Raw genomic sequence first — 14,502 nt, 5'->3', positions numbered from 1 at the left:
GCTCCCAAAATAATGCAAAAAAAATGCCAAAGCATTAGCCTTGGCATTTACTGCGCGTCAGATTATGATACAAATCAATCCGTTGCAGCCGTCGTTGATGATTTTCTCTATCGTTTCCCCTATTTTGCGGCGGGCGTCGGGCGGCATACGGCTCAGCTTGTTGTGCAGTCCCTCGTTTACAAGCTCGTGAACGGATTTTCCGAAGATATTGCTCTCCCAGATTTTTTCGGGGCTTTCCTCGAATTCCTTTAGCAGATATGAAACCAGCTCCTCGCTCTGCTGCTCGGAACCGACTATCGGCGTGACCTCGGTCTGCGTTTCGACACGCATCAGGTGAATAGACGGCGCGCTTGCCTTGAGGCGTATGCCGTACTTTCCGCTCTGCTTGATGATCTGCGGCTCGTCGAGCGTCAGCTCGTCAATTGTCGGCATTACAATCCCGTAGCCGGTCTCCCTGACCTGGTCGTAAGCCTGAGCGATCTTGTCATATTCGCTCTGCTTTTGCGAAAGAAGCTCCATATTCTCCAAAAGCTCGCGCTCATCGGAGATCTCAAGCCCCGTCTTTTCGGAGAGTACCTTGTAAAACAGCCCCGGCTCCAGCGATACCGAAATATTCGCGGTTCCCGTTCCGAGGTCGAGAGAATCCAGCGTTGCTTCGGATATATTGCCGCAGTCACGGATTTTTGAGAGCGCGTCCTGTATTTCGCGGATTTTTTCCATGCCCTGCGCGGCTGTGCGGATAGACTCGAACACCGACGATTTCAGCCAATGCTCCTTTTCGAGCGTGAGCAGCCAGTCGGGTATATCTACCTGTATCTCCTTCACGGGGAATTCGAACAGAAGCTGGGCAAGCACCCTCTTGATCTCGTTTTCGCTCAGCTCCATGCAGCTTACGGGCAGTACGGGCACCTGGTAACGCGCGGAAAGCTCCTCTGAGAGCGCTGCCGCGCGTTCACCGCCGGGGTCGGCTGAGTTGAGAAGCATAATAAACGGCTTGTTTATCGCGCGCAGCTCCTCGGCTACCCGCCGCTCGCTCTCCTCATAGTCCTCCCGCGGGATCTCGCCGAAGGAGCCGTCGGCAGTGATTACAAGGCCTATGGTGGAATGGTCGGTTATTACCTTTTTCGTGCCGATCTCAGCCGCTTCCTCAAAAGGCATCTCGTCCTCAGACCACGGCGTTTTTACCATGCGCGGAGAATCCTCCTCGCTCTGTCCGAGAGCCGAAGGCACAAGGTAACCCACGCAGTCGATCATTCGTACCCTGAAGGCGGCATTGTCGCCTAAATCCACCTCAACGGACTCCTCGGGGATAAACTTCGGCTCCGTCGTCATTATCGTCCTTCCGGCAGACGACTGCGGAAGCTCGTCAATAGTGCGGCGGTATACGTTCTCGTCGCGGATATTCGGCAGGACGAGAGTGTCCATGAATCTCTTGATAAACGTTGATTTTCCCGTGCGGACGGGTCCTACGACGCCGATGTAAACGTCTCCGTCCGTGCGCCGTGAAATGTCTCTGTATACGTTTTTCTCTTCCATCGCTTTTCCTCCTTACAGCTTCGGGATCAACAGCATCTGCGGGCTGTCAAGGTCGATTTTGTCAAGGTTGTTCTCGCGCATCAGCAGCTCAAGCTTCGTATTGTGCGCCTTGGAAATGCTCCAGAGATTCTCTCCGTCCCCGGCAAAATACAGCGTCAAAGCGCATCCGCCCGACGGAAGCGGCTGATCCTCAAAAACCTCCACGTCGGATACAACACGGGTACACTCGTTCTTCATAGCGCCGCCTGTCACCTTCAGCTCCGCCCTGATCTCGGCTGTGCTGTCGTCGGAGAGCCGGAAGCTCAGTCCCGGCGCGCGGACCTTGCCGAAGCATAGCCTGTCGCAGCCCTCAGGCGTTGTAAGAGCGTGAGAAAATCCGCAGCTGCGTTCGACGAACATGGGAAAATCATCTCCGTCGAGAGCGAGCATGCAGAGGTTGACCTTGCCGCTGACAGCGAGCCTTCCGTCGGCGGGCATGGCGTCAAAAGTAATGCTGTCCGCGTAAATATCGAGGATTTTCCCGATTTTTCCGCTGTCCACTCGTACCGGCAGCTTCTCGATGAAGCTCTCGGAAACAGGCTGCAGCTCGGTTACGGTATTGAGGCTTTCAAAGCGCGGCGCCGAGGCGTAACCGACCGAAAAAGCGTCGCAAACCAGATTTTCCTCACGCATTGTATAACCCTGTTCGGTCAGGCAGAGCTTAACGTCGAGCGCGATCACCGGCTTCTCGCTCATAATATCGTTTTTCAGGCGGACGTCATACGACATGACCTCGCAGCACAGGATATTGCGGGTATCCTCGTCAACGCCGTCGCAGTCCAGTATCTGATTAAACGGCAGGACATAGTCGAGCTTCGCGGTCTCACCCGTTTCAACGTCGCAAAGATAGAACATTCTCAGATTCAGCTCTCCGCCGACCATGAGCTTATCCTTTACCGCCTTTACGTCGTTGATCCCCGCCGTTACCGACGAATGTAGCACCGATTCAACCGGCGGCTTGTCGGCTGCCGATATCTCCTCGCTCACGGTGAACTGCTCCTGACAAAGCGCCGTCAGATCAGCGCAGACCGCCGGCTTTATCAGCGCCTCAAGTCCCTCGGGCGGCGAGTAGATTTCGCTTTTTTCGACAGAGAGCACCTTGGCGTACAGCGAAAAAGCTCCGTGTATCACAAGCCTGCGCGGACTTAAAGCGCGGCAGTTTATGTACTCGGGCTTGGTTTTTGTGAGGACAACATAGTTTTCCGGCGTATCGCGCAGCGAAAAGCTCTGCGAAAAGCTTACGCTCTGTTCACAGCAGCGGATGGTTTTTCCGGCGCTCTCAACATAGAGCACGTTCACAGTGCAGCTTCCGTCGACCCTCAGCTGTCCTCCCGAAAGGGATTTGGAATGCAGCTTGGGAATCAGGGTGCATTTGAGAATCTTTTCAATATCGGGACAGTAATCGGGCAGCGTCAGATCGACGTCCGCGAGCTGCTCGGCAACGGTATCGAGCACCGCGGCGGGCGCGCTGAGAAAACGCCTCTCCGTAGGATAATCCATATTTTCTCTCTCCTTTTGCTTTGTTGGTAACATTATATGAAGGAGAAAAACGCGTTATGACAGAAAAACGGCTGACCGCGAAGGGTCAGCCGTGTGAATGTGGAATTATTTGTTTTTAGCCGGCAATTATTCTCTGGATCTGAGTAGCGTCGGATACGTCAACCTTGCCGTCGCCTGTCATTTCACCGACATAAAGCTGGTCTGAATTGAAAAGAACATATTCAGAAGCGTGCTTTTGAATATAGGTCACATCGTTGATGTCAACCTTGCCGTCAAAGTTTGTATCACCCTTGATGCGGTCGGTGCTGCCGTTGGGCATTACGAGAGAAACGCCGTAAACGCTTGACTTGCCAAAGCCGGACTGATTTTTGAGGTTCATATCCTTGCCGTTGTCGACAACATAACCCTCTTTGTTCTTCTCGTTCATAACGCCGAGAGTCTTGAGGTTCATATTGACAGTGGTCTCGCCGGAGCCGATAACGTCGAAGGTTACGTTTACAAGATCCTTCTCTCTCAGGAACTCGTCGAGGTTGAGGTTGGAGAAGTTGCCCTTGATGATGCCCTTTGTATTCTCACGCGCGGTAGCGCCGCCTACGTTGGGCTGCAGCTTGCCAAGAGAAGAAGCCAGGCTGAGCTTTGAGGTATCATAGCTGAGCTCCCACTCGCCGTTGAGCAGCTCGTAGTAGGAAGAAAGCTTGAACGCAATGGTGACCTGAGAGGAGTCTGTAAGTGATCTCTGGGTCGCGGGGAAGTAATTTGAAGTGGTCTTTACGGTAAGCTTGTTGTTGCTGCCGAACTTTGTGTTGGTCGTATAGCTCAGAGCCGAGAAGCCTGACTGCGCCTTGAGGTTCTTAACTACGCTGTTGTCTACAAGATAACCTGTATCTCCGTTTGAGTTGACAACTCCGAGAATCGCTAAATTGAGGTTAACGTTGGCGGTACCGAATGCGAGCACGTCGAACGTCACGCTTACAAACGCCTTCTCGGACTCAAAATCGGTTCCCGATGTGTCGGAGTAGTTGCCCTTGATCGTACCCTTTGTGGTCTCATTCGCAACAACGCTGCTTACGTTGGGCATGATTTTGCCGGTAGCGGTCTTGTTGTAGCTGAGCTTTGAGGTGTCGTAGGTAAGGGTCCACTCTGAGTTTTGCAGATCCATGTTGGACTTGAACATATAGTTTACCGTAACCTGAGAGCCTGTCTTGGTAGCGGTAGTGGTGCTTGACGGGAAGAAGTTAGAGGTCGCGTTTACAGTGAGCTTTGTGTCAACAGAGGGAGTACCGTTGATAACGGAGGTCGAACCGGTGACATTGTTTGAGCTGAAGCCCGAAATCGAGGAGATATTCTGCTTCTGGCTGTTCTTTACGGCGTTTTCGAATTTCAGTGTGCTGCCGCTCTTGTAGCCTACGGAAAGCTCCTGAACGTCGAGAGCGACGCTCGCGGTACCCTTGCCGATTACTTCGAATTCAGCCTGTACAAACGGCTTTGAGGTCTTGAAATCATACGGATTGCTGATTTCGGAGAAATTGCCGTATGCAACGTTGTTGTAAATATTCGCGCTGCCGCTGATGTTGGGCATAAGACTTGCCGCGGCGGTCTTGAGCTTGAGCTTTGAGGTGTCGTATTTCAGGTTCCACTGACCGTTTACGAGATCCATAGCTGACTGCAGGTTGTATGTAACTGTTACTGTGCTGCCTGTAGCGGTAACGCTGCCGCTGCCGCAGATGTTGGATGTAGCGTTAACTACGGTCTTGTCGGAAACGGGATCTGTTGTGGGCTGAGGAGTTGTTACGGGAGCCGTGGTGGGCTGGGGAGTCGTTACGGGAGCTGTGGTGGGCTGAGGAGGCGGAGTTACGCCGCCCTTGCCGATGCTCGCGAGGGGTACTGTGAGTGCGTCGAGGTCGTCCTTCTCGTGAGAGGTACTGGGGTCGTTGCCGTAATCGCCCTTGACGTTGTCGATCATTGAGGGGTCGAACGGACAGCAGTCGAGAGCAGATTCGCCTCTGCCGCAGAGGGTCATGGCGCCGATGCCGTTAGAGGTGAGCTGGCTTGCGGTGATGCCCAGAGCGGAGAACGGGATCTTGATCTCATAGAAGCTGTCGTACTTGGTGTCGTGAACACCCTTGCTTCCCTTGTAGGTCTTGTAGTCTACCCAGTCGGAGCTGTCGGAGAATACGTCGTCGGGTGAATCGGAATTGTTGAGACCCCAGATGCTGCTGCAAACATTGCCGTCAGCCATCTTGTACTCGATACCTTCGTCCTTGAAGCTGCCGCAGTTGGTGGTGTAGCTGGTGTTGCCCGCAGCGTCCGCTACGGTGAAGTGGCCGGGAACGCCTGCGCCCGGCTTTGCGCTCATGTAGAACAGGTGGTCAACATGGGTGCCGCTGTAGTCGATCTGATCGCCCCAGATGTACTTGCCGTCGGTCACCTTACCGGTAAGACCTGTTGATGACGGATTTACGCTGAGGGCGAGAACCATGTGAAGATCGCCGATCTTGCCGCCGTCCATAAGGGACGCGTCACCCGGGTTCTGCCATGTGTCGGTTGTGTTGACGTACTGCATGCCGATGTAGAGGTTGGAGCTGTCCCACGCTGCGAGAAGCGCGTAAGCGTCTATCAGGCAGTTCTCGTGAGAGCCCTTCCAGTGGTTTGCGCAGTCCCAAGCCGCGCTTGTTGCGATGACCATGTCCTCCGACCAGTCGGAAAGATCGCCGTCGATGGTGATGCTGCCTGCCTTACCGACGCCGCCCGAGGGGTTAGTCTGGTAATGCGAGCTGAGTGTGCCTGCCGCTGCGCTTACGGAAAACGCCGCTGTAGCGACGGTTGTGATCAACAGCGCCGCGACAAGCAGAACGCTGATGAACTTCTTTGTGTTTCTCATGTTAATTACCTCCTAAATACTGCTCGATAATTCGCAATATAAATTACCAATTTAATTATAAATGCTTTTGCTGGAAAGTTCAATAAAAAAATCAGATGCGCAAAGTTTTTGTCACAATGCACATCTGACGGGGTTTGAATTTGTGTATTATTACTGTACGGTTTGTTTCTCCTTTTTGATTCCGAAGAACATTCTCAGCAGTCCCGCGAAAAACTTTGGATTTTCAATAAGTACAACCTTCATAACTACCTCCGAGCACAAGATAAACTGACGAGCACAAGCGCGGCAGCCGCCACGCACAGCACCCATTCTGTCGGCAGCACAGACGCGACAAGCAGACCGAGTCCGAACCAAAGGCAGGTGCGGACCTTTTGTTTTCTGCATCTCACTGTATCACCCTCTGTCATTTTATACCGTAACGCCGAATGTGTGCTTGAAATTTTCGCGGTTTTACAGTATGATAAGAGCGGTGATTAATATGAGAGAACTGACGATAGGCAAAAACGACGCGGGACAAAGGCTCGACAAGTTCCTGCAGAAGCGGTTCCGCACGATGCCGAAAAAAATGATGTATATGTATATCCGCAAAAAATGCGTCAAGCGCAACGGCAAAAGATGCGCTGCCGACGAAATGCTCAGCGAAGGCGATGTGCTGACGTTTTATATAAAGGACGAGTTCTTTGAAGCCGCACAGGAAAAGCACTATGAATTCATGAAGGCTCCGTCAAAGCTCGATATCGTTTACGAGGATGAAAATCTCCTTTTGCTCGACAAAAAGCCCGGGCTTATCGCGCATCAGGACAAGAGCTACCACTTTGACTCTCTCGTAGGCCGCGTGCAGCATTACCTGTATGAAAAAGGCGAATACGACCCTGAGGAGGAAAAGGCGTTTTCTCCCGCGCTCGTCAACCGCATCGACCGCAACACGGGCGGGATCGTCATCGCCGCGAAAAACGCGGAGGCTCTGCGCATACTCAACCAAAAGATGAAAACGAGAGAAATCGAAAAATACTACCTCTGCCTTGTTTACGGCAAGCCGGAAAAGGACAGCGGCATTCTCAGCGGATTTCTGACGAAAAACGAGAGCAAAAACAAGGTCACGGTTCACAAAACCGAGGTCAATGGCTCAAAGGAGATCCGCACAAAGTACCGCGTTCTCTCGTTCGACGGCAAATACAGCCTTGTCGAAATCGAGCTGCTTACAGGAAGGACGCACCAGATACGCGCGCACATGGCGAGCATCGGGCACCCTCTTGTCGGCGACAGCAAGTACGGACGTAAAAAAGCGCCCGGGGGATTTCCCTATCAGGCGCTTTACAGCTATAAATTGATATTCAACTTCACCGGGGACTCAGGCTCGCTCGGTTACCTTAACGGAAAGGAATTCTCGGTCAGGGACGTGTGGTTTGCAAAGTCATTTTAAGCACAGAAACGCTGACATCGTTCCTCGGTGACCCTTTGTCGCGCGGTGACTCCAGAGCAGATCGCTGTTGCAGTTGGTACAGAGGTCTGAGACAGTTATGTTTTTGTTCTTTACGCCCGCTGCGGCGAGAATCTGACGGTTCGTCTCGAGCAGGTCGATCATGAACTTGCCGTCTTGCTTCGGGAACACGAATTTCTCCGTCTGCAAATCCTTGAGAGCGAGGAAATGCTCCGCGCACGGCAGATCTACCTCGTAGCAGCAGACCGAGATCGCGGGGCCTATGGCGGCGACGATATTCTCAGGCTTTGTGCCGTACCTCTCGCCCATTTCCTTTATAACCTTCTCGCCGATACGTCCCACAGTGCCGCGCCATCCCGCGTGAGCGAGAGCGATAGCCTTGTTCCCGGTATCGACAAAGAAAAGCGGCGTGCAGTCGGCGTAGTAGGTCACGAGCGTAACGCCGGTCTCGTTGGTCATAACAGCGTCAACGCTCTCCATATCGCGGGGCTTGTAAATGCCGACGCCGCGGTTTTCGCGGGTAACGGCGCGGACAACGGTGTGGTGATCCTGAGCAGAAGCAGTCAGGCTCTCAAACTCAAATCCCGCGCTCTCACAGATTCGGCGGTAATTTTCCGTGACCGCGTCAGGGTCGTCGCCGCGGTTGAACGCCATGTTCATCGAGCTGAACTCGCCCTGAGACGCTCCTCCGAGACGGGTGGAGAAGGCGTGATTTATAAAACTTATTTCCGATAAAGAATTATGCGTGAGATAAGGCACGGTATCGGGGTTATTAAGGCGCATTGTAACTGAGTGAAAATTCAACGGTATCCCTCCAAAATTCTACTTGAAACTTATGCCCGCTTGTGATACACTATTAGTGCAGAGGTGATTCAGAATGAAAAACAAGCTGTTCGGCAGAAATATCGCACCCGACTGTTCATACTGCGAAAATTCTTTTTTCGAAAACGGAATTATGGGCTGTAAAAAGTCAAAGCGCATTCAGGACGGCAAATGCAGAGCGTTCAGCTACGATCCGCTTATGCGCGTTCCGCGCAGCATTACCCTGAGAGGTACGTATTCCATAGAGGATTTCAAGCTTTAATAAATTATCAGGAGCCAATCTTCCGGTTGGCTCCTTTTATTATACTATTTGTAGTCGACCCAGTCAATAGCGGTGCTGCAAGTGGGCAGATAATAGCCGTCGTAGTACTTATCCGCGCTGTAGTCGATGGTGTAATCAATATCCTGCCACGTGGTGCCGAGCATATATATTGTATTACCGATGTATACGCAGCGGCTGACCTCGGCGTTATTGTTCTTTTCAAATACCTCAGAGCGGTACTCGTCGAAAATATTTATCTTTCCGTCCTCGACCTTGAAGTTGATTATCCCTGAAAAGCTGTCGTAGCCGCTGTATCCGTCGCCGCTGCCGTAAAACGGGATCGTAAAGTCGTTTCTTTCGGTATTGACAAGAAGCGCCTTTGGATTGTACTGCACCTCTGAGTAATAGTCCTCAAAGACCTTCGTGTCGAGCACCTTCGGATTCTTCTTGTCGCTGACGTCGAAGGTGACAATTTTCATTCCGTTCTGAACCTCCATGTCGGTGTAGTACACGTTTCCGGTATTGTAGCCTATGCCGAGGACTGTATTCTCGTCAATCGGAACGAGCATGGTCGAGAAGCCGCTGATCTTGACCTCGCCGAGGATTGCCGGGTCGGACGGATTTGTCAGATCTATAACGAACAGCGGGTCGGTCTCCTCGTAGGTGATGACGTAGGCTGTATCTCCCATGTAGCGGACTGCCTTGATGCTCTCGTCCTTGGCAAAGCCCTCGACCGCGCCGATCTGGTTAAGCTCTGGATCGAGCACATAGAGGTTGTTGACTTCAAAGCTGTTTTTGCCGTTGATCGAAGTTGTAGCGACTCTGAGATTGCCGTTGTGCTCGTCGAGGGAATACTGGTTATTGATCTCGCCGTTTACACAGCAGCTCGCCACGGCGTCGAGGTCATCGTTGAGGCTGAATTTTACGATTTGCGTCTTAACCTCCGTCGGCGCGTAGTAATTGCCCGCAAAGCTGTTGCTCAGTATGCGGTTATAGTACTTTGCTTCGTACTCAGTCGCATTGACGTAGAGGTAGTCCTGATTGCAGTAGATATCATCGGCTGAGCCTAAAATCGACTTCGTGTTGAGAACCTTAGCGCCGTTTTTGGTATCGACGCTGCTGACAACGAGAAAGCTGCTGTCTGCGGGCGTTTCCACCGAATAAATGCAGTTTGCGGGAACCTCGTCGGGAGTCGCGCCTGAATTGCCGGTCTCGGGAATATCGCCATCGTCGTATACGTAGTAATCGGACACCATATAGAGGGTGCCGTCGATCATGCGCGAGGAAATATATCTTCCGCTCTGGGAGAAGGAATCGATAAGCTTTGGCTTGCTCCTGTCGGAAATATCGTAAACCGACGCTGCGGTCGAGGTATTTTTGCGGTTATCGTCGGCAAGGACGACAAGACGGTCGCCGTATACGTAAAACTCGCGGAAGTGCTCGTCGTTAAGCTCAGTAATCTCGGACACACGCTCGGTGTCATTCCGTGCCGCGCGGTAGATCTGTATCTGATTTTTCATTCCGTTTGAAACAGGCGCGAGGTAGTAGATGTATTCGCTGTCGGTCTTGACGCAGTCCGCCTCGTCGACTCCCGTGTGCTGAACATAGGTCGAATTGTGCGACGAAGAACCGCCCGATGAGCCTGACGCAGAGCCGTTTGCCGAGCCTGCAGAATAGCTGTCGGAGTTGAGTTTTTCCTCAGCTCCGTACTCAAGCACATTGCCGTCAAGAACGTTATATCTCTCGCCGCTGTACAGATTTTCCCGGAACTTCATCGCGTTGCCGACCGCCTTCTTCACCTCGTCGCGAGAATTGAACTGCAGAAGCTTTGCGGTTCCGCTGACAGATACAGGCGTTCCGATGCTTCTCACGGGAAGCTTGCCGAGAAGATTGACCGCGAGGAAGGCTGCCGCGGTTATCACAGCGACGCTTGCGGCCGCTGCCGAGGTTATACCGAGCACCATACCGGTCTTTTTCTTCTTTGGCTTGACAGGCTCGACGCCCTCGAGCTCAGACAGAACCAAATCCTCGTTTATGCCGTCGGGCGCGTTTACGCCGTCGGAATCAAATTTTTCCCTGATAAAATCAAAATCGTTTTTCATATTACTCACTCCAAAAACTGTCTCATCTTGCCGAGCGCGCGTGACAGGCGCGAACGCACCGTAGAGGGATTCATGCAAAACATCTGCGCTATCTCCTGACTGTTATAACCCGCGACGACCGACAGAAGCACGATGTCCCTGTCCTCTGTTCCGAGGCTGTCAAGCGCCTCGCTGAGCTCGCTGCGGATATATGTCTCGTCGGGAAGTATATAGCGGTTCTCGTCGATCTCAGCAAAGGATATCTGAGCCTTTCTGCGGATGATCGCGCAGCACTCGCGGTAGAGTATGCGGAACAGCCACGCCGAAAAAGCCCTTTCGTCGCGTATCGAGCCTATGCCCATGTACGCCTGCGTGATACAGGCTGAAACCGCGTCCTTGGCGTCCTCGGCGGAACGCAGCTTGTAGTAGGCGTAGCGGTACAGGCTGTCCTTGCAGCTTATGTACAGAGCGGCAAACGCCTGCTTGTCACCTGCCGCGGCTTTTTTTACTAATTTATTACCGTCCATTTCCGTCCTCCAACGAATTCGTTCATATATATAGTGTCAAATAAACGGCGAAGTGTTGCACAGCTTTTGAAATATTTTAAAAAAATTTGAGCGCACCGGTGGTGCGCCCTTTGTTTTTACGCGAGCTGGAAGTCGAGAATGTAGCTCTCGATGCAGAGCTGAACTACTTCCTTTGCCTTTTCTACGCCCGAAATCTCGGTAGCCGCGGTCTCCTTGTCGTCCTCGAGGGTCTTGTAAACCTGGAAGAAGTGGCGGATCTCGTCAAAACGGTGCTTGGGCAGATCCGAGATGTCGTTGTAGGTATTGTAGTTGGGATCGTTGATCGGCACAGCGATGATTTTTTCGTCCTTGCTGTTGTTGTCGATCATGTTGAGCACGCCGATGGGCTTGCACTCTACCAGAGTCATTGGCAGAATGGTCTCGCTGCACAGGACAAGAACGTCGAGCGGGTCGCCGTCGTCGGCATATGTACGCGGAATGAATCCGTAGTTAGCGGGATAGTGGGTCGAGGTAAAGAGCACACGGTCAAGCTTGAGCATACCGGTCTCCTTGTCGAGCTCGTATTTATTTTTTCCGCCCTTTGATATTTCGATTACTGCGTAAAAGCGGTCGCAGGTAATTCTTTTAGGTGAGATGTCATGCCAGATATTGTTCATGGAAAAACCTCCTTTTTTTTCTATTATAAATTATGGCAAATTTTATGTCAAGAGGTTTTATTCACCTTGTCGGAAATAGCCTTTATAATCTGGATAACGACTGTCGGAGCGAATGCAAGAAGCGCAACATAGGCGTACATCATTCCGTCAAGCGATTCCACAACGAACAGGGAGTGAAGCGCAGGTACGAAGAGCACGAGAGCGAGCAGCAGACAGCCGAGCACGAAAGCGCCGACGCTGTAGAGGTTGCTGAGAAGTCCGAGGCTGAATATAGAACGCTTGCTGCGGCAGTTGAAGCCGTGGAAAAGTCTCGCGAGGGTGAGTGTCGAGAAAGCCATTGTAGCCGCAGCGGACGCTCCGTAGGGCAGTCCGAGATAGAAGGCAATAATTACGACAACCGCTATCAGCGCGCCCTGACCGAACATCAGAGCCGTGAAATCCTTTGTGAGAATGCCCTTGTTGGGGTCGCGGGGCTTCTGGGAAAGCAGACCGCCCTCGGGCTTTTCCATTCCTATCGCGAGAGCGGGAAGCGAGTCGGTAAGAAGATTGATAAAGAGCAGATGTACCGGCTCAAACGGCACCGGCAGCGCCATGATCGAAGTAAAGAGCACGGTGAGGATTCCCGCCATATTGCCCGAGAGCAGGAACAAAATCGCGTTGCGGATATTGCGGTAAACATTTCTGCCGTTCGCGACAGCCTTGATGATCGTGGCGAAGTTGTCGTCCTGCAAGATCATCGAAGCCGCGTCCTTTGAGACCTCGGTGCCGGTGATGCCCATTGCAACGCCGATGTCCGCCTTCTTGAGTGCGGGCGCGTCGTTTACGCCGTCGCCTGTCATGGAGACAATATTGCCCTTTCGCTGCCATGCCTCGACGATGCGGATTTTGTTCTCGGGCGATACGCGCGCGTAGACCGAGATCTTTTCGAGCACACGGTCGAGCTCTTCGTCGTTCATCGCGTCAAGCTCCATGCCCGTGACAGCCATGTCGCCGTCGCGCATGATACCGATCTGCTTTGCTATTGCCGAAGCGGTGATCTTGTGGTCGCCTGTGATCATTATCGGCTTGATTCCCGCGCGGATAGCGTCGGCAACAGCCGCCTTGCTCTCCTCACGCGGCGGGTCGATCATCGCGACAAGACCGAGGAAGGTGTAGTCGTATTCTGTTTCAACCGAGAGAGCCTCGTCGCTTTCCTTGTAGGCAAAGGTCAGGACGCGCAAGCCCTCCTCGGAATATTTATTATTCTGTGCAAGAATTATTTTCTTGTCCTCGTCTGTAATCGGACGCACGCCGTCCTTTGTGGCAATACTCACGCAGCGGTCGAGAATCGAGTCTAGAGCGCCCTTTGTGAGAATGTGCGGCACGCCGTGGAGCTTGTATTTTGTGCTCATCATCTTGCGGTCGGAATCAAACGGAACCTCCTCTACCCTGCCGAGGGTGTCGCGGATAATATTCTCGTCAAGACCTATGCTGCGCGAGGTTTCGATCAGAGCGTACTCCGTCGGGTCGCCGATGCCCTTGCCGTCGACAATGCTCGAGTCATTGTTGAGCACCATGTCGTAAATCAGGCGGCGGTGGCTTTCGAGACGTATGTCAAGCTCCTCCTCGCGTATGCTCTCGCCGTTGATGTAGATGCGCTGAACGGTCATCTTGTTCTGGGTGAGCGTACCGGTCTTGTCCGAACAGATAACCGAAACGCAGCCGAGGCTTTCAACCGCCTTCAAGTCCTTGATAACGGCGTTTTCCTTAGCCATTTTCTGTGTGCCCATAGCCTGAACTATGGTGACGATCGAGCTCAGCGCCTCGGGAATCGCAGCGACCGCGAGAGCCACGGCAAACATCAGCGAGTCTATGATAGTCTTGCCCTGCCAGAGCGAAAGTCCGAATACGACCGCGCAGATTACCATAATTATGATCGCAAGCTTGCCCGAGAACTTGTCAAGGCTCTGCTGGAGCGGAGTCTTTTTCTCCTTGGCGGAATTCATCAGGGAAGCGATGTGTCCGATCTCGGTATTCATTCCCGTCTCTGTGACGAGGACAAGCGCTCTGCCGTAGGTGACAAGGCTGCCGGAGAATACCATATTAGCGCGGTCAGCAAGAGGAGTTTCGCCGCTTAACGTTTCGTCGTTCTTGTCGACATTGGTGGATTCGCCCGTCAGCGAGCTCTCGTTGACCTGCAGCGAATAGTTGCGGATAATTCTGCCGTCGGCGACGACAAGATCGCCTGCCTCTAGAACAACGATATCGCCCGCGACGACTTTTTTGGAGTCGATCTCGAGCTTCTGACCGTCACGGATAACCTTGGCGGACGGAGATGACAGGGATTTGAGGCTGTCGAGGGATTTTTCAGCCTTTACGTGCTGGGCGGTGCCGAGGATCGCGTTCATGATGATTACCGCGAAAATAACGATCGTGCTCTCGATATTGCCCGAGAACATCGAGATTATCGCCGCGGCGATGAGGATCAGCACAAGCAGATCCGCGAACTGACTTAAGAATACCTGCAAAACGGTTTTCTTTTTACCCTCCGCGAGGACGTTTTCGCCGTCTTTTTTGAGACGTTCAGCCGCCTGTTCAGAGCTGAGACCGTCGGTCGTGACGTCAAAATGCTTAAGCGCCTCTTCTCCTGTTTTTTGATACCAGTCTGCCATAAAACTACCTCCAAAAAATAAAGACCTTTATTGTGCACGTTACCCATGCGCAATAAAAGTCTCGTTCTTTAGTGTATATCCGATACCCCTGAGGGTATGAGATTGA

The 14,502-nt window shown here is 52.5% G+C and carries 11 protein-coding genes; 2 read left to right on the top strand and 9 right to left on the bottom strand.

The features are described from left to right. Positions 1 to 57: 57 nt before the first annotated feature. The 4 genes from spoIVA to spoVM form a co-directional block, all read right to left on the bottom strand. Complete coding sequence (gene spoIVA / locus KQI64_RS05010) at positions 58 to 1,536, bottom strand: stage IV sporulation protein A (RefSeq protein ID WP_216523636.1); 1,479 nt, start codon at positions 1,534 to 1,536, stop codon at positions 58 to 60. A 12-nt stretch (positions 1,537 to 1,548) separates the two neighbouring features. Then, positions 1,549 to 3,075, bottom strand: a complete 1,527-nt coding sequence (locus KQI64_RS05005; protein WP_216523635.1) for a DUF3794 and LysM peptidoglycan-binding domain-containing protein — start codon at positions 3,073 to 3,075, stop codon at positions 1,549 to 1,551. A 115-nt stretch (positions 3,076 to 3,190) separates the two neighbouring features. Then, complete coding sequence (locus KQI64_RS05000) at positions 3,191 to 5,956, bottom strand: dockerin type I domain-containing protein (RefSeq protein WP_216523634.1); 2,766 nt, start codon at positions 5,954 to 5,956, stop codon at positions 3,191 to 3,193. 150 nt (positions 5,957 to 6,106) lie between these two features. After that, positions 6,107 to 6,199: a stage V sporulation protein SpoVM gene (spoVM, locus tag KQI64_RS04995; RefSeq protein WP_216523633.1), complete on the bottom strand. Its 93-nt coding sequence runs from the start codon at positions 6,197 to 6,199 to the stop codon at positions 6,107 to 6,109. A gap of 235 nt (positions 6,200 to 6,434) precedes the next feature. Between spoVM and KQI64_RS04990 the strand changes: the two genes are divergently transcribed. Next, positions 6,435 to 7,379: an RluA family pseudouridine synthase gene (locus KQI64_RS04990; RefSeq protein ID WP_216523632.1), complete on the top strand. Its 945-nt coding sequence runs from the start codon at positions 6,435 to 6,437 to the stop codon at positions 7,377 to 7,379. Here KQI64_RS04990 and pgeF read toward each other — a convergent pair. After that, positions 7,371 to 8,201, bottom strand: a complete 831-nt coding sequence (gene pgeF, locus KQI64_RS04985) for a peptidoglycan editing factor PgeF (protein WP_216523631.1) — start codon at positions 8,199 to 8,201, stop codon at positions 7,371 to 7,373. The genes KQI64_RS04990 and pgeF overlap by 9 nt on opposite strands. A gap of 73 nt (positions 8,202 to 8,274) precedes the next feature. Between pgeF and KQI64_RS04980 the strand changes: the two genes are divergently transcribed. After that, a complete protein-coding gene (locus KQI64_RS04980; protein ID WP_216523630.1) occupies positions 8,275 to 8,481 on the top strand; it encodes a hypothetical protein in 207 nt (68 codons plus the stop codon). 44 nt (positions 8,482 to 8,525) lie between these two features. Here the strand turns inward: KQI64_RS04980 and KQI64_RS04975 are convergent, their stop codons facing one another. From KQI64_RS04975 to KQI64_RS04960, 4 genes are all read right to left on the bottom strand, one after another. After that, positions 8,526 to 10,583, bottom strand: a complete 2,058-nt coding sequence (locus KQI64_RS04975; protein ID WP_216523629.1) for a beta-propeller domain-containing protein — start codon at positions 10,581 to 10,583, stop codon at positions 8,526 to 8,528. Between the two features lie 5 nt (positions 10,584 to 10,588). Beyond that, on the bottom strand, positions 10,589 to 11,089 hold the full coding sequence (locus KQI64_RS04970) for an RNA polymerase sigma factor (RefSeq protein WP_216523628.1): 501 nt from the start codon (positions 11,087 to 11,089) through the stop codon (positions 10,589 to 10,591). Positions 11,090 to 11,205: 116 nt separating this feature from the next. Then, entirely contained in the window at positions 11,206 to 11,745 is a 540-nt protein-coding gene (locus tag KQI64_RS04965) for an inorganic diphosphatase (RefSeq protein WP_186834177.1), read from the bottom strand. Between the two features lie 47 nt (positions 11,746 to 11,792). Then, the gene (locus KQI64_RS04960) at positions 11,793 to 14,396 is read right to left on the bottom strand and encodes a cation-translocating P-type ATPase (RefSeq protein ID WP_216523627.1); all 2,604 of its coding nucleotides are present in this window, start codon (positions 14,394 to 14,396) and stop codon (positions 11,793 to 11,795) included. Positions 14,397 to 14,502 lie beyond the last annotated feature (106 nt).

The organism is Lachnoclostridium sp. MSJ-17 (assembly GCF_018918205.1).
Classification (GTDB): Bacteria; Bacillota; Clostridia; order Oscillospirales; family Acutalibacteraceae; genus Ruminococcoides.
The sequence above is the reverse complement of the archived record's forward strand: the minus strand, read 5'-3'. Positions and strand labels throughout refer to the sequence as shown.